This window comes from Glutamicibacter creatinolyticus, from assembly GCF_006094275.1.
GTDB classification, from domain to species: Bacteria; Actinomycetota; Actinomycetes; order Actinomycetales; family Micrococcaceae; genus Glutamicibacter; species Glutamicibacter creatinolyticus.
Genome location: NZ_CP034412.1, coordinates 1737834 through 1752536, shown reverse-complemented (window position 1 = coordinate 1752536; position 14703 = coordinate 1737834). Strand labels below are relative to the sequence as shown.

The following is a 14703-nucleotide window of genomic DNA, read 5'->3' as shown; positions in this document are numbered from 1 at the left end:
AAGCCAGCACAGCGGTGGCTGTGGTGATGATTGATTTCTTCATGGTGGCTCCGGTGGTGCAAGTGATTGTATTTGAGTCTAGGGCCCCCCCAAAGACGGACGCGAATTGCTCCTAGTTCGCTACTTGATGGTGTCGCGCTAGGGTAGTCACAGTTACAGCTGGGCGCAGTCGGTCACCAATAGGCAAGCGGCTACACCAGTGGCTACACTAGCGACTGCTGACTTCGTGCGGGCAGGCATCGACTTAGCCGATATTCTGGGGCTGTAGAACCTTTTAGGACGGCACGAAGAAGGGAAGTTCCCATGTGCGGAAGATACGTCATGGCCAAGGCCATCGGGGATCTGGTGGCCGAAGCGGAAGCCGAAGCGGATGCGAACCTGGAATTGCGCCAGTCCTGGAATGTTGCGCCGACCACCGATGTGCCGATCGTCCTGGAGCGGCTGATCGACGGGCAGTTGCATCGACAAGTCCACGTGGCCCGGTGGGGCCTGGTTCCCGGCTGGGCCAAGGACCTGTCGGTCGGGGTGCGGGCCTTCAACGCCCGCAGCGAGACCGCCGAAAGCAAACCGACCTTTCGGGCCGCGGTGAAGAAACGCCGGGCCGCGGTGCCCGTGGAAGGCTACTACGAGTGGAAGAAGGAGCCCGGGGGCAAGAAACGACCGTACTTCGTGCACACCGGGGACGGAAGCCTGATCTTCTTTGCCGGCCTGTATGAGTGGTGGAAGGACGAGGACGGCAGCTGGATCCTGTCCACCTCCATCCTCACCATGGAATCGCCCGAGGAATCGGAGCCCGGGGTGCTGGGGGAACTGGCTGGCCTGCACGACCGCCTGCCGATTCCCATGGACAAGGACATGATGGCCCGGTGGCTGGCCCCCATGGACGAGGACGGGGCGGGGCTGATTGAGCAGCTGCGCGAGCAGGCCTTCGACGTTGCCTCCCAGTGGGCCATGCATGAGGTGGACTCCGCCGTGGGCAACGTCCGCAACAACTCACCGGAACTGGTCGAACCCAATACCTCCCAGCTGTTCTAGCCCATTCCGGCCCGGCGGGCGCCCGAGGCAGCGGCCGTGGCTAGCGCCGGCGCCGGCCCAGCCGGATGCCCAGCCCCAGGAAGAATGTCGCCACCCCGGCAAAGAGCAGCACCATGGCGGCCACCGCCATCGGCGTGGGGCCGGGAAAATACGTGGTCTCACTCAGCGGCGCGTAGGCGAACCAGCCGAATTCGCGCAGCTGGCGGGCATCCCACCACTTCATGACCAGCCCGGCGATCAGGCACAGGACTCCGCTCAGCATCAGGATGGCGGCCCCGCGAGGCCGCGGTTTCGTACCGGGAAGGTTCGTTGACATATTGTCATTATGACCGGGTCCCGCGCACTTTCAGCGCCGGGCGCGCGGGCCGGACCCACTGGGGAGTCACCAAAGCAAAAACCTGCCGTCGGGCGATGGCGGGTCAGCCATGGCGCGACGGCAGGTTTAGCGCGGAATGTTGCCCCAGGACCTAGTGGCCGCGGGCGATCCACTCATCCAGGTTCGGGGCCTCGGCCGCGATGCTGGTGCTCGGCCCGTGCCCGGTGTAGACCACGGTCTTTTCCGGCAGGTTCAGCAGGCGTTCGCGGATTGATTCGATGATCGTCTCGAAGCTCGAGTAGCTGCGCCCGGTGGCGCCAGGGCCCCCGCTGAACAGGGTGTCACCACTGAACACCACATCCAGCTCCGGCACGTGGAAGCACGTGGAGCCCGGCGAGTGCCCGGGGGTATGCATCGCATGCAGGGTGACCCCGGCGATGGAGAACTGGTCCCCGTCCTTGATCTCCGCGTCTGGCTTGCGCTCCGGGTAGACCGCGTCCCAGAGCATCGAGTCCTCCGGGTTCAGGTACAGCGGGGCGCCGACCTTGTCGGCGAACTCCCCGGCGGCGCGGATGTGGTCATCGTGGCCGTGGGTGAGCAGCACCGCCTTGACCTTGCGCTCGCCCAGGGCGGTGAGGATCTTCTCCGGCTCGTGGGCCGGGTCGATGACCAGCACCTCCTTGGCGTCGCCGATGATCCAGACGTTGTTGTCCACATCCCAGGTTCCGCCATCGAGGCTGAAGGTCCCCGAGGTGATCACGTTTTCAATCTGTGCGTTCATTAGAGTTCCACCACCGATCGCAGCACGGTTCCTTCGTGCATCTTGTCAAAGGCCGCCTCAATCTCGTCCAGCTTGATGCGTTCGGAGACAAAGGTGTCCAAGTCCAGGCGGCCGAGCTTGTACTGGTCCACCAGCATCGGGAAGTCCCGGCTGGGCAGGCAGTCCCCGTACCAGGAGCTCTTCAGCGCCCCGCCGCGGCCGAACACGTCCAGCAGCGGCAGCTCCAGGGTCATCTCCGGGGTCGGCACGCCCACCAGCACCACGCGTCCGGCCAGGTCGCGGGCGTAGAAGGCCTGCTTGTAGGTTTCGGGCCGGCCCACCGCGTCGATGACCACATCGGCGCCGAAGCCCCCGGTCAGTTCCTGGATCGCCTGCACGGCGTCCTGCTTGCTGGAGTCCACGGTGTGGGTGGCACCCAGCTTCTGAGCGGTCTTGAGCTTGTCCGGGTTGACGTCCACCGCGATGATGGTGGTCGCCCCGGCCAGCTGGGCGCCGGCGATGGCCGCGGCTCCCACCCCGCCGCAGCCGATCACGGCCACGGACTCACCGCGCTTGACCTCACCGGTGTTGATGGCCGCGCCAATGCCGGCCATGACCCCGCAGCCGAGCAGGCCCACCGCGGCGGCGTCGGCATCCTCGTCGACCTTGGTGCACTGCCCGGCAGCCACCAGGGTCTTCTCGGCGAACGAGCCGATGCCCAGCGCGGCGCTCAGCTCGGTGCCGTCCTCCAGGGTCATCTTCTGGGTGGCGTTGTGGGTGTTGAAGCAGTATTGCGGTTCGCCCTTTTCGCAGGCGCGGCACTGGCCGCACACCGCGCGCCAGTTCAGGATGACCCGGTCGCCAACCTTGACGTTGGTGACGTTCTGCCCGATCTGGGAAACCACCGCAGTGGATTCGTGGCCCAGCAGGTACGGGTAATCGTCGCCAATCCCGCCCAACTTGTAGTGCAGGTCGGTGTGGCACACCCCGGTGGTCAGAACGTCGACGACGACTTCACCGGGCCCCGGATCCGGGACGATGATGTCCACGACCTCGACAGGGGCATCCTTGACGCGGGAAATAACGGCTTTAACCTTATGAGGCATGTGTTTTGGTCCCCTTAGATTGAAAAGTTGCAGGTCTTCTCGATGCTATCGGTCGCGCGCCCGGGTTTCTAGGATGTGTCCATTGCGCCCAGGTTTGCCGCGTCCCGGCGTGGGGTGCTCCGAGAGCTGCGGTGTGCTTGTCCGTTCAGGGCGTAAGAGTGTTACGACCGCGCGCAGGGTTAGGGCAATTGCTCGATCCAGCCGCGGATCCTTTGCAGTTCGCCCTGCTCCAGCAGCAGCACAACCTGCATCCCGCTGCCGGTGGGCTGAAGCAGCGCCGCCTGGCCCTCGCCCAGGCCCGCTAGAGCAGCGTCGGCCGGGGAGCCATTGCCCGTCGCCTTGACGGTCGCCAGATAGAGCTCCGCCGGGCTGTTGTTCCAGGACTCGAGGATGGCGCTGCGTTCGGTGAAGAAGCTGCGCGCCTCATCCAAGTGGAACCAGCCGGTGAGACTCTGGGTGCTCAGCTCCACGACGGTGATGGGGGTGCGTTTCCTCACCCCGCCCAGCTGCCCGGTGGCGCGCAGCGTGTAGCCGTCGCCGAGCAGGGGTTCACCCTGGGCCAGTTGCTGCTGCTGTTGCTCCTCAGCCGCGGTGCGGCTCTTGCGTCCAAATAATCCCATGGGGGCCTTTCGAATGTTCTGCTCCAGGCGGCGAGCCCGCCGCGGTCTCAGCATGACTCTACAGTTCCTGTTTGCGGGCCAGCATCGGCGGCCGACCCAAACTGTCCGGGGCGCTGACTACTGTCGCTACTGATCGAACACGTGTTCGAATACAATTGATGGAGCAGCAGTTAGGAGTCAACCGTGGGCATGTTCACCGAGGCGATCGAGGTTGCGTGCACTCCGGCCGGGGTGCCGTTGCGGGTGCGCTGGAAGGGGCATGAGTATCGCCTGGTGGCCGAACCGCACCGCTGGTTCGAGCGCCGCAAGTGGTGGGACGAGGGTATGCGCGTTCCGCGCGGCACCGGCGCCGGGGTGGTTGACTACGAGATTTGGCGGCTGCAGATCGCCCTGGGCTCCTCCCGCAGCCAGGGGCGGACCATCGATGTCAGCTTTGACCCGCAATCGGCGCGCTGGCGATTGATCCGGGTGCACCAGGAGCTGCCGCTGAGCGCGTAGCGCTTAGGGGTGGTGGCGCCTTCGGGAGGGGCGGCTGAGTAGGGCGTGTGCCAACCGTTCGAAACTTTGTTCTAATAGGGGTCTGGAAAGTTTTGAAGGAATGCCCGCCCATGAGTTTCACCCACCTGAACGTCGTCTCGGCCTACAGCGCCCACTACGGGGTCGACACCCCGGTGCTGCTGGCCGCCCAGGCCAAGGCCGATGGTGCCTGGGCGTTGGGGTTGTGCGACCGGGACGGGCTCTATGGCGCGGTGAAGCACGTAGGTGCCTGCCTGGAGCACGGGCTGAGGCCGATCCTGGGGGTCAACCTGGCGGTTCTTGACCGGCAGGGACGCGCCGGTGGACGCATTCTGCTGCTGGCGCGGGGCAACAGCCGGGGCGCCGGGTACGCGGCCCTGTGCCGGGCGGTCAGCGCCGCGCACACCCACCGCAAGAGCGTGGGACTGAACCGCACCCAGCTGCGCGAGCACCTGGCCGGCGGCAACCTGATGGTGCTGCTGGGCGCCGAATCCGAGGTGGGCAAGGCCATCGAGGCCCGCAACTACACCGCCGCCCGCCAGCTGCTGGCCCAGTGGCGGAAACTGGCCGGCAGGCTGCTGCGCGTGGAGGTCACCACCCACCTCTCGGCCGAGGGGCAGCGCTACTGCCTGGGCCATGCCAGCAAGCTGGTGCGCCTGGCCGGGGAGCTGGGCATCACCCCGGTGCTGAGCAATGCCGTGCGCTATGCCGGCCCGGACGGGGCGGTCACCGCCGACATCCTGGATTCGGCCCGGGTGCTGCACAGCCTGGATGCGCTTGATGAGCTGCAGCCCACCGGGCAGGGCTGGCTGAAAACCCCGCAGGAGATGCACCGCCTGGCCGGGGACATCGCCCGGGCCACCGAGCGCGGCTGGGCTTCCCGGCTGCTGCACGCCACCGAGCAGGTGGCCGCCTGGGCCGCCCTGGATCCCGGCCAGGACCTGGGATGGAAGCGGCCGGTGATCCCCGAGCACCGGATCATCGGGATCACCGGGGACGCCCAGCACCAGCTGCGCCAGCGGGTGCACGCCGCGGTGCCCCGGATGCTGCCGCACACCGATCAAGGGGTCATCGAGTCCCGGCTGGAATTGGAGCTGGGGGTGATCTCCCGGCTGGGGTTCGCCGGCTACTTCCTGACCGTCGCCGAGACCGTGCGGCTGATCACCGACATGGGGGTGCGGGTCTCGGCCCGCGGCTCCGGGGCCTCCTCGCTGGTGAACTTCCTGCTGGGCATCAGCCACGTCAACCCGCTGCAGCACGACCTGGTCTTTGAGCGCTTCCTCTCCGATACCCGTACCACCCTGCCCGATATCGACATTGACGTGGAATCCGCGCGCCGCCACGAGATCTACCACAAGATCTTTGACACCTTCGGCGCCGAACGGGTGAGCCTGATGAGCATGCAAAACGCCTACCGCGCCCGCGGTGCGGTGCGTGATGCCGGGGCGGCGCTGGGCATCGAGCAGGAGCAGGTCGATGAGATCGCCAAGCAGCTGTGGCGCTTCTCCGCCTCCTCCTTCCGCGAGGCGCTGGCCGAGAAACCCGAACTGGCGGCCCTGGCCGGGCGGATCAGCGGCAACCGGCAGCTGGACCAGCTGGTGGACGTCACCGAACGGCTGGACAGGCTGCCGCGGCACATTTCCATGCACCCGTGCGGGGTGATCCTCTCCGATGCCACGCTGCTGGAACGCACCGCCGTGCAGCCCTCGGGCATCGGGCTGCCGATGAGCCAGTTCGACAAGCACGACATGGATTTGATGGGGCTGATTAAGCTCGACGTGCTCGGGGTGCGCATGCAGTCGGCGATCGCCTACACCCTGGAGGAGATCAAGCGCCTGCACCCCAACCGGCAGGCCGTGGCCCGCGCCGGCGGACACCGGAACGAGGAGTACATCCAGCAGGACGGGCACATCGACTTCACCAAGGTGCCCCTGGATGATGAGATCACCTTCGAGCTGATCCGCTCCACCCACACCCTGGGCTGCTTCCAGATCGAATCCCCGGGCCAGCGCGAACTGATCGGCAAGCTGGCCCCGCGCGAATTCAACGACCTGATCATCGACATCTCGCTCTTCCGGCCCGGGCCGATGCAGTCGAACATGGTCAAGCCCTACCTGGAGCACCGCCACGGCTTCGCCCCGGCCCAGTACCTGCACCCGGACCTGGTGCCGGCGCTGGCCGAAACCCACGGGGTGACCGTCTTCCACGAACAGGTGCTGCGCATCCTGAACGTGATGACCGGCTGCGACCTGGGGATGGCCGACGTCTACCGCCGCCACCTGGGCAACCCGCAGCGCGAACCGGAGGTCGAACGCTTCTTCCGCACCGCGGCCACCCAGCGCGGCTACGGCCAGCAGACCATCGACGAGGTGTGGGCGGTGCTGGCCGGGTTCGGCTCCTTCGGCTTCTGCAAGGCGCACGGGGCCGCGTTCGCGGTGCCCACCTACCATTCGGCCTGGCTGAAGGCGCATCACCCCGAGGCGTTCCTGGCCGGCATCTGGGAACACGACCCGGGCATGTACCCCAAGCGGCTGCTGGTCTCCGAGGCCCGGCGGATGAACATCCCGATCCTGCCGCTGGACGTGAACCGCTCCACCGGGCACTACCGGGTCGAACGCATCTACGACGGGGGTGCGCGCACCGCCCCGGTGGTTCCGCGCGCCGCCGGCACGGTGCGCCCCGGACAGTACGGGGTGCGCCTGGCCTTCCGCGACATCCACCAGATGAGCGAACGCGAGGTGCAGCGCCTGGTCGCCGGCCAGCCCTACGAGTCGCTGGCCGATGTGCGCCACCGGGCCGGGCTTTCCCGGCGCACCTACCAGAACCTGGCCGCGCTGGGGGTGTTCGACTCCCTGCTGGCCGGCACCACCCGGGCCGACACCATCGCCCACACCCAGTCCATGGCGCACAGCACCCTACCGGTCAAGTACCGTCCCGGCCCCGGACAGCTGGCCCTGCCGCTGGGGGAGCTGGAGCCGATTCGCGCCACCGGCACCGAGCTGAGCCCCAGCCAGAAGGTGCGCACCGAACTGGACCTGATGCACCTGGACGTGAGCGAACACCTCATCGACTCCTACAACCAGGCCCTGGCCCACCTGCCGATGACCCGGGCGGTGGAGCTGCTGGAGCTGCGCAACGGGTCGGAGGTGCTGGTCGCCGGGGTGCGCGTGGCCACCCAGACCCCGCCGATGCGCGGGGGCAAGCGGGTGGTGTTCATCTCGGTGGACGACGGCACCGGCTGCATCGACGCGACCTTCTTCCACGACGTGCAGCAGCGCACCGGCCCGCTGCTGTTCAACACCCGGATGCTGCTCATCCACGGCACCACCCGGCGCACCGGCCCGCGCGGCATCTCCGTGCAGGCCCTGAACGCCTGGGACCTGCACCAGCCCGACACCTGGCCGCCGGCCGGCTACCTGCAGGACCCGCAGCGGCCCCGCGCCCGCGGGATGCGACCGGCCGAACCGGTCACCGAAACCGTGGGGCAGTTGGCCCGGCGCATGCAGGCCGAGGGGCTGGACCAGCGCGGAGCCTAGGGGAGGGACCGCCCGGCGATCCCCCCGAAGGGGACCGGGCGCCTAGCTGTGGCGCAGCAGCCTGGGCAGCTGCGCCAGGGTGATGGCCGGACGCCGGGCCGTGGCCGGACCCACGTAGAACGCGGCCATCCCCAGTCTGCGGGGACCTTCGATGTCCGCCACCCAGTTGTCCCCGACGAACGCCGCCTCGGCCGGGGTGATGCCATGCCGGTCCAGCGCCGCCTGGAAGATCCGCGCATTGGGCTTGCGCCAGCCCAGCTCGATGGAGGTGAACACGTCGCTGATGTGCTCATCCAGCCCGAACCGGGCCAGCAGGCGGGGCACCAGCGGGCGGTGGTGGGTGTTGCTGACCACCGCCAGGTGATGCCCTGCGGTGCTCAGCTGCGCCAGGCACTCGGCCACCGCGGGCGCCGGGACGATCCGCGCGCTCCAGGCCTGCAGGTACTCCTCGACCAGGCGGGAGATCTCACCCTCGGCAATCCCCGGGGCGCCGAGCAGTTGCCAGTAGCGGGTGGCGATCTGCTGCATTGAGCATTCGCGTTCGCTGCGCTGGGCTTGCCCGTCCAGCTCCGCCCAGGCCCGGTCCCACAGCCGGTCACAGTCCCGGGCCTTGACCCCGGCCCCGGCCCGCCGCGCGAACTCGAACGGCGCGTTGTACCCGGCCGGGTGGATGGAGGGGTCATAGTCGACCAGGGTGCCGAAGAAGTCGAAGTAGACGTGGGAGGGCATGGGTCCTTCCTGCAAAACCGTGCTCCCGCGCCCCCACGGGAGGCCCGGGCAGGGCAGCGGGCACGGGGGTGGGCACACGGGGCTAAACCCCCAGCATAGGCCAGCTGCCGCTCAGACCGCGGAGATCCGCCCGTCGGCCTCCACCACGAACGTCGGGTTGTGCACGAAGTCCCAGCGGAACCCGTCCGGGTCCGCCACGCAGGCGCTCATCCCACCCCAGGGCTGCTTCGCCGGCGCATTGACCGGGCTGGCCCCGGCCTTTAGCGCTCGCCGGTAATGCGCCTCCACCTCCCGGTCGGACCCCACGTTGTGACCCAGCGACACCGGGGGAGCCAACTGCGAATGCCCCACCTGCCCGTACTCGCTGGGCATTTGCGCCACATCCCACAGCGCCAGCATCAGCCCGTGCCCGGCCCGCACGAACGCGATCTGCTCATGGGCCGGCTGCACCAGCTCAAAGCCCAGGCCCTCGGTGTAGAACTTCAGGGAGACACCCACATCACGCACCCCGAGGGTAATGGCGCTGATGGTTGGCGGGGCAGGCTTGCTCATACCCCCACAGTAGGCAAGCGAACCCCGGGACGGAAGAGCCACTGACCCCTGCCGGGGAAGGGCCGCACCGAAGGTCCCGACATTGCCGACGGCTAGCGACCAGAACCCGCTGGAGCGCCGCTGGATCGGCGCACCACACCCGGTGGCGCACATCCACCGGTGAGGCCCGGTGTCGGCATCTCCCCTGGGGACCCCGAGGCCGGGCCATCGCTGGCTCACTGCGCTTTCGATCCTATGAGGCTTCTATCCTGCGCCGCAGCGCCGAACGCCCCCAGGGGATCTAGAGGTAGATCCACTGTCCATGGGGCTCCAGGCCGCGTCCGCGCCCAGCAGCGCTCGCCGGCCGCCCACCGCGTGCAGGACGCTTGGCCTTCGCGCTCGCCGAGGCGCCGGTCGGTGCGGTGTCCGGGCCCGAGTGCTGCCAGTGCTCGGGCCCGGGGATGGAGCGGATGTGCGGGCTGAGCCAGGCGCCAAGGGCGGCCAGCAGCACGATGGCGGCGAAGAAGCGGATCGTGGGCGCCATCCCGGCCAGCTGCACCCCGGCCCCGGCCAGCAGCGGCCCCAGCGGCATGGCCAGCAGCGCCATGAACAGCATCACCGCGTTCGCCCGCCCGGCCATGTCCCGCGGGGCGATCGCCATGAAGTAGCCGCCGACCGCCGCGTTCAGGGCCGGCACCCCCACGAACGCGGCCGCCAGCATCCCGCCGATCCACCACAGGCCGGCGTGGGCGGAGATGAGCGCCAGGAACAGTCCCAGGGCGCTGAGCGACAGGCAGGAGAGCCACCCGGTGGGCACCCGGTCGATCAGCCAGGTGGCGAACACCGATCCCAGCAGCAGCCCCACCCCCATGCAGGCGCTGACCAGCCCGATGCTCACCGGGGACTGCCCGCGGTCGCGCAACCCGTAGACCAGGGTGGTCACCGAACCGTTCGTGCCCAGGTTCACCGCCACGATCAGCCAGAGCATGATCCGCAGCTGCGGGCGGGCAAAGCACCAGCGCAGACCCCCCAGCACCCCTTGCGTGCTGGGCGCCTGGGCCGGGTCGGCGGCGGCGTGCTCTTCGGCGGCCTTCACGCTGGGGGCGATCAGCCGCCCGAAGCCGGCCGAGAGCAGCTGGAACAGGGCGACGAATCCAAGCGCCGGCCCGGCCCCGAGCCCCAGCAGCAGCCCGCCCAGCGGCGCCCCGCCCAGGCTCAGCGCCGCATCCCGGCCCTGGTTCGCGGCCATCGCCCGGCCCAGCTGCAGCGGATGGACCACGTCCTTCAGCGCCGCGTTGGTGGCGGTGCCAAAGAGCCCGCCGCGCAGTTCCAGCACGATGTGCCCGAGGCACAGTGCCGCGACGCCCAGCGATTCGCCCGCGGCCAGCAGGCCCAGCGCGGCGGTCAGCCCGGCCCCGGTCAACCCGCCGAGCACGATCAGCGTGGACCGGTTCATCCGGTCGGCCAGGGAACCGCCCCACAGGGTCAGCCCCACCCGGGCGGCCATGCCCAGGGCGGCCAGCAGTCCGGCCTGGGCGGGGGAGCCGGTCACGGCCAGCAGCAGCAGCGGGATCACGAACTGGTACACCGATCCGGCCAGCAGGGCGGAGGTGTCCGCCGCCCACCAGTGGCGGTAGGGGCCCTGGCGGCGCAGCGGCGGCAGGGTCGGCGCGGCGTTCTCCGGCGCCCGCACGGTCCCGGGCCGCGCGCCGGGGTTCGCGGAAGGGGGCAGTGGCTCACCGGCGGTGGTGCCGGCGGCCGGGGCTGGGGTCGAGGTCATGACACCACCATAGGCTCGCAAATAATATTGCGCAATAGAATTTGCGCAATATTATTTGGGGGATTGCTATGCTGTTGCCATGAGCGAGGCCCCACGCAACGTCACCCTGACCACCCCGATGCTCAAGGCCATGGCCAACCCGCTGCGCCGGCAGATCTTCGACACGCTGGCCGCCATGGAATCGGCCCGCGCCGCCGACCTGGCCGAGGCGCTGGGGGTGGCCGCCAACAAGATCAGCTTCCACCTGCGCGAACTGGCCAAGGCCGGGATGATCGCCGAGGCCCCGGAGCTGGCCCGCGACAAGCGCGACCGGGTCTGGCGCCCGGCGGGGGACGCCTACACCACCGGCGAACCCGCCGAGCACGCGGGCACCGGATCCACCAGCGCCATGAACGCCTACCTCGGCCAGATCGCCCACGACGAGCAGCGCCGCCTGGCCGCCGCCCTGGCCCACGCCCAGCAGCACTACGCCTCCGACGGTGACATCGAGGCCAAGGCGCTGCTGAGCACCAGCAACCTGATGCTCACCCGCGACGAGGCCGATGAGCTGGTGCGCCGCATCGAGGCGCTGATCCCGGCCTTCCGCCAGGATCTGAAGGCCGGCAGGATCCCCAGCGCCCAACCCGAGCCGGCGCGCGAACTGTGGCACTTCTCCGCCCTGCTCTCGGCCGATGAACTGTTGAACAAGTCACATCAAGGCCCCGATTCGCCACAAACCCCGAAGTGAGCAGGACGCCGCCGGCCGGCTGAACTAAACTGGGTCGTGGCTGGCTGTGGCCAAGGTATGCCGCAAGCTATGAAGCCATTTTCGTTACGAAAGGTAGAACCCGATCTCATGAGCGAGCAGCTGACTCTCACCATCGACGGCGAGCAGGTACAGGTGGACGCGGGGACGACCGGTGCCCAGTACTACGCCGACCAAAAAGACGTGGTGGTCATGCACGTCGACGGCGAACTGCGCGACCTGTCCCGCGAACTGCACGAAGGCGCCACCGTCACCCGCGTGACCATCGCCGATCCCGAAGGCCTGGAGGTGCTGCGCCACTCCACCGCCCACGTGATGGCGCAGGCCGTGCAGCAGCTGCGCCCCGACGCCAAGCTGGGCATCGGGCCCTACATCACCGACGGGTTCTACTTCGACTTCGACGTGGAGGAGCCCTTCACCCCCGAGGACCTGAAGCAGCTGGAAAAGATGATGCTCAAGATCGTCAACCAGAACCAGCGCTTCGAACGCCGCGTGGTCACCCCCGCGGAGGCCAAGGCCGAAATGGCCGACGAGCCCTACAAGTGCGAGCTGCTGGCCAAGGCCGACGCCGATGACACCACCGGCGAAGGCGTCTCGGTGGAGGTCGGCGCCGGGGAAACCACCATCTACGACAACGTGGACCGCAAGAGCGGGGAAACGCTCTGGAAGGACCTGTGCCGCGGCCCGCACCTGCCGAACACCAAGCTGATCAAGAACGCGTTCGCGCTCACCCGCTCGGCCGCCGCCTACTGGCTGGGCAGCGAGAAGAACAAGCAGCTGCAGCGCATCTACGGCACCGCCTGGCCCACCAAGGAGGACCTGAAGGCCTACCAGGAGCGCCTGGCCGAGGCCGAGCGCCGCGACCACCGCAAGCTGGGCGCCGAACTGGACCTGTTCTCCTTCCCCGATGAGCTGGGCTCGGGCCTGCCGGTCTTCCACCCCAAGGGCGGGATCATCAAGCGCGAGATGGAAGACTACGTGCGCGACCGCCACATCGAAGAGGGCTTCCAGTACGTGGGCACCCCGCACATCTCCAAGGACGGGCTGTTCCACACCTCCGGGCACCTGCCGTACTACGCCGACACCATGTTCCCGCCGCTGCAGATCGACGAGGAGCGCGACGAGGACGGCAACATCACCCGCCAGGGCCAGGAGTACCGCCTGAAGGCGATGAACTGCCCGATGCACAACCTGATCTTCCGCTCCCGCGGACGCAGCTACCGCGAACTGCCGCTGCGTTTGTTCGAGTTCGGGCACGTCTACCGCTACGAGAAGTCCGGCGTGGTGCACGGGCTGACCCGCGTGCGCGGCTTCGCGCAGGACGACTCGCACTCCTACGTCACCAAGGAGCAGGCCCCGGCCGAGGTCGAGCACCTGCTGAACTTCATGCTCTCGCTGCTGCGCGACTTCGGGATGGATGACTTCTACCTGGAGCTGTCCACCCGCGATGACAGCGACAAGTTCATCGGCTCCGACGAGCAGTGGGCCGAGGCGACCGCCGTGCTGGAGAAGGTCGCCACCGCCACCGGCGTCGAGCTGGTCCCGGACCCGGGCGGCGCGGCCTACTACGGGCCGAAGATCTCGGTCCAGGCCAAGGACGCCATCGGGCGCACCTGGCAGATGGGCACCGTGCAGTACGACTTCAACCAGCCGGCCCGCTTCGGGCTGGAGTACCAGGCCGCCGACGGCTCGCGCCAGGAACCGGTGATGATCCACGCCGCGAAGTTCGGCTCCATCGAACGCTTCCTGGGCGTGCTCACCGAGCACTACGCCGGCGCCTTCCCGGCCTGGCTGGCGCCGGTGCAGGTGCGCGCGATCCCGGTCGCCGAGGCGTTCAACGACTACCTGGGCGAGGTCGTGGCCAAGCTGAAGTCCCATGGCGTGCGCGTGGAACTGGACGACTCCTCGGACCGCTTCCCGAAGAAGATCCGCAACGCGTCCAAGGAAAAGATCCCGTTCGTGCTCATCGCCGGCGGCGAGGACGCCGAGGCCGGGGCGGTCTCCTTCCGCTTCCGCGACGGCAGCCAGGACAACGGGGTGTCCGTCGACGAGGCGGTCTCCCGCATCGTCAACGCCATCGCCAACCGCGAGAACAACAACTAGCACGCCGTTTCAACACGCACGCAACCCGTGCGGGCCACGTTGCCCGGGCGCTGGCAGGCCACCGTGCCTGCCGCCCGGGCAGCGCTGCCGGCCGGGTGAGGGAAGGGGTCCCACGGGATGCAGTATCCGGACGATGAAAAGGTCACCGACGATTTCGAGCTGGCCGGGGTGCCGGATTCGTTCCAGCGGCTGTGGACCCCCTACCGGATGGCCTACGTCAAGGGCGGGCAGCACCAGTTCCAGGACAAGGACGACTGCCCGTTCTGTGCCGCCCCGACCCGCAGCGACGAGCAGTCCCTGATCGTGCACCGCGGCCAGAGCTGCTTCGTGCTGCTGAACCTCTACCCGTACAACCCCGGGCACCTGCTGATCTGCCCGTACCGCCACGTGCCGAACTACGATGACATCACCGCCGAGGAGACCGCGGAAATGGGCGCCCTGGCCCAGCATTCGATGCGGGTGCTGCGTCAGGTCTCCAACGCCAAGGGCTTCAACCTGGGCATGAACCAGGGCCTGGCCGGGGGAGCGGGCATCAGCGCGCACCTGCACCAGCACGTGGTGCCGCGCTGGGGCGGGGACGGGAACTTCTTCCCGATCATCGCCAACTCCAAGGCCATCTCCGCCACCCTGGGCGAGGTGCGCAGCGAGGTCGCCAACGCCTGGGACCAGGTCTAGACGCACCGCGCCGCGCAGACCGCCTCACACGCGAAGGCGTACCCGCGGGCCCGGAGCCACCAACCATCAGTTGGCGGTTCCGGGCCCGCGGTGTTCCCGGTGCACGATCGACGCCCAGCGGAACCTGCGAAGGGGATCCCGACTTGATTCTGCGCCCTTTCCCGCGCCAGGCGGCAAAGCGAATCTGACCTGCGTTTTTTCCGCGAGTGAATTGTTACGTCACGCAGGGGAATCGGGAGATAAATCTACGG

The 14703-nt window shown here is 68.4% G+C and carries 13 protein-coding genes; 6 read left to right on the top strand and 7 right to left on the bottom strand.

Annotated features, from left to right (window positions below; all coding sequences use genetic code 11):
* Positions 1-321: 321 nt before the first annotated feature.
* Positions 322-1035, top strand: a complete 714-nt coding sequence (locus GcLGCM259_RS07980; protein ID WP_246049460.1) for an SOS response-associated peptidase — start codon at positions 322-324, stop codon at positions 1033-1035.
* A 40-nt stretch (positions 1036-1075) separates the two neighbouring features.
* On the opposite strand, the gene GcLGCM259_RS07975 is transcribed toward GcLGCM259_RS07980, so the two are convergent.
* The 4 genes from GcLGCM259_RS07975 to GcLGCM259_RS07960 form a co-directional block, all read right to left on the bottom strand.
* Positions 1076-1351, bottom strand: a complete 276-nt coding sequence (locus tag GcLGCM259_RS07975; RefSeq protein ID WP_138174184.1) for a hypothetical protein — start codon at positions 1349-1351, stop codon at positions 1076-1078.
* A 151-nt stretch (positions 1352-1502) separates the two neighbouring features.
* A complete protein-coding gene (locus tag GcLGCM259_RS07970; protein WP_138174182.1) occupies positions 1503-2132 on the bottom strand; it encodes an MBL fold metallo-hydrolase in 630 nt (209 codons plus the stop codon).
* Positions 2132-3217: an S-(hydroxymethyl)mycothiol dehydrogenase gene (locus tag GcLGCM259_RS07965; RefSeq protein WP_138174180.1), complete on the bottom strand. Its 1086-nt coding sequence runs from the start codon at positions 3215-3217 to the stop codon at positions 2132-2134. Before GcLGCM259_RS07965 ends, GcLGCM259_RS07970 begins: the two co-directional genes overlap by 1 nt.
* A gap of 179 nt (positions 3218-3396) precedes the next feature.
* Positions 3397-3837: a hypothetical protein gene (locus GcLGCM259_RS07960; RefSeq protein ID WP_138926283.1), complete on the bottom strand. Its 441-nt coding sequence runs from the start codon at positions 3835-3837 to the stop codon at positions 3397-3399.
* Positions 3838-4026: 189 nt separating this feature from the next.
* Between GcLGCM259_RS07960 and GcLGCM259_RS07955 the strand changes: the two genes are divergently transcribed.
* Together GcLGCM259_RS07955 and GcLGCM259_RS07950 are read left to right on the top strand one after the other, a co-directional pair.
* Positions 4027-4335 (top strand): DUF6504 family protein, encoded by a 309-nt coding sequence (locus GcLGCM259_RS07955; RefSeq protein WP_246049871.1) that lies wholly within the window; start codon positions 4027-4029, stop codon positions 4333-4335.
* A 110-nt stretch (positions 4336-4445) separates the two neighbouring features.
* On the top strand, positions 4446-7889 hold the full coding sequence (locus tag GcLGCM259_RS07950) for a DNA polymerase III subunit alpha (protein WP_138926282.1): 3444 nt from the start codon (positions 4446-4448) through the stop codon (positions 7887-7889).
* 42 nt (positions 7890-7931) lie between these two features.
* Here the strand turns inward: GcLGCM259_RS07950 and GcLGCM259_RS07945 are convergent, their stop codons facing one another.
* The 3 genes from GcLGCM259_RS07945 to GcLGCM259_RS07935 form a co-directional block, all read right to left on the bottom strand.
* The gene (locus GcLGCM259_RS07945; RefSeq protein WP_138926281.1) at positions 7932-8618 is read right to left on the bottom strand and encodes an HAD family hydrolase; all 687 of its coding nucleotides are present in this window, start codon (positions 8616-8618) and stop codon (positions 7932-7934) included.
* A gap of 111 nt (positions 8619-8729) precedes the next feature.
* The gene (locus tag GcLGCM259_RS07940) at positions 8730-9170 is read right to left on the bottom strand and encodes a VOC family protein (RefSeq protein WP_138926280.1); all 441 of its coding nucleotides are present in this window, start codon (positions 9168-9170) and stop codon (positions 8730-8732) included.
* Positions 9171-9450: 280 nt separating this feature from the next.
* Entirely contained in the window at positions 9451-10929 is a 1479-nt protein-coding gene (locus tag GcLGCM259_RS07935; RefSeq protein ID WP_138926279.1) for an MFS transporter, read from the bottom strand.
* A gap of 79 nt (positions 10930-11008) precedes the next feature.
* Here GcLGCM259_RS07935 and GcLGCM259_RS07930 point away from each other — a divergent pair, with 79 nt between their 5' ends.
* The 3 genes from GcLGCM259_RS07930 (at position 11009) to GcLGCM259_RS07920 (ending at position 14452) form a co-directional block, all read left to right on the top strand.
* Positions 11009-11656 carry an ArsR/SmtB family transcription factor gene (locus GcLGCM259_RS07930; RefSeq protein ID WP_138926278.1) on the top strand — a complete coding sequence of 216 codons (648 nt, stop codon included), beginning with the start codon at positions 11009-11011 and terminating at the stop codon, positions 11654-11656.
* A 108-nt stretch (positions 11657-11764) separates the two neighbouring features.
* Positions 11765-13777: a threonine--tRNA ligase gene (gene thrS, locus GcLGCM259_RS07925; protein WP_138926277.1), complete on the top strand. Its 2013-nt coding sequence runs from the start codon at positions 11765-11767 to the stop codon at positions 13775-13777.
* Between the two features lie 117 nt (positions 13778-13894).
* Complete coding sequence (locus GcLGCM259_RS07920) at positions 13895-14452, top strand: HIT family protein (protein WP_138926276.1); 558 nt, start codon at positions 13895-13897, stop codon at positions 14450-14452.
* The last annotated feature ends 251 nt before the right edge of the window (positions 14453-14703 follow it).

Excerpts from the sequence above, each read along its gene's own strand:
- GcLGCM259_RS07980 (WP_246049460.1), top strand. The coding sequence starts at position 322 with ATGGCCAAGGCCATCGGGGATCTGGTGGCCGAAGCGGAAGCCGAAGCG.
- GcLGCM259_RS07975 (WP_138174184.1), bottom strand. The coding sequence starts at position 1,351 with ATGTCAACGAACCTTCCCGGTACGAAACCGCGGCCTCGCGGGGCCGCC.
- GcLGCM259_RS07970 (WP_138174182.1), bottom strand. The coding sequence starts at position 2,132 with ATGAACGCACAGATTGAAAACGTGATCACCTCGGGGACCTTCAGCCTC.
- GcLGCM259_RS07965 (WP_138174180.1), bottom strand. The coding sequence starts at position 3,217 with ATGCCTCATAAGGTTAAAGCCGTTATTTCCCGCGTCAAGGATGCCCCT.
- GcLGCM259_RS07960 (WP_138926283.1), bottom strand. The coding sequence starts at position 3,837 with ATGGGATTATTTGGACGCAAGAGCCGCACCGCGGCTGAGGAGCAACAG.
- GcLGCM259_RS07955 (WP_246049871.1), top strand. The coding sequence starts at position 4,027 with ATGTTCACCGAGGCGATCGAGGTTGCGTGCACTCCGGCCGGGGTGCCG.
- GcLGCM259_RS07950 (WP_138926282.1), top strand. The coding sequence starts at position 4,446 with ATGAGTTTCACCCACCTGAACGTCGTCTCGGCCTACAGCGCCCACTAC.
- GcLGCM259_RS07945 (WP_138926281.1), bottom strand. The coding sequence starts at position 8,618 with ATGCCCTCCCACGTCTACTTCGACTTCTTCGGCACCCTGGTCGACTAT.
- GcLGCM259_RS07940 (WP_138926280.1), bottom strand. The coding sequence starts at position 9,170 with ATGAGCAAGCCTGCCCCGCCAACCATCAGCGCCATTACCCTCGGGGTG.
- GcLGCM259_RS07935 (WP_138926279.1), bottom strand. The coding sequence starts at position 10,929 with ATGACCTCGACCCCAGCCCCGGCCGCCGGCACCACCGCCGGTGAGCCA.
- GcLGCM259_RS07930 (WP_138926278.1), top strand. The coding sequence starts at position 11,009 with ATGAGCGAGGCCCCACGCAACGTCACCCTGACCACCCCGATGCTCAAG.
- thrS (WP_138926277.1), top strand. The coding sequence starts at position 11,765 with ATGAGCGAGCAGCTGACTCTCACCATCGACGGCGAGCAGGTACAGGTG.
- GcLGCM259_RS07920 (WP_138926276.1), top strand. The coding sequence starts at position 13,895 with ATGCAGTATCCGGACGATGAAAAGGTCACCGACGATTTCGAGCTGGCC.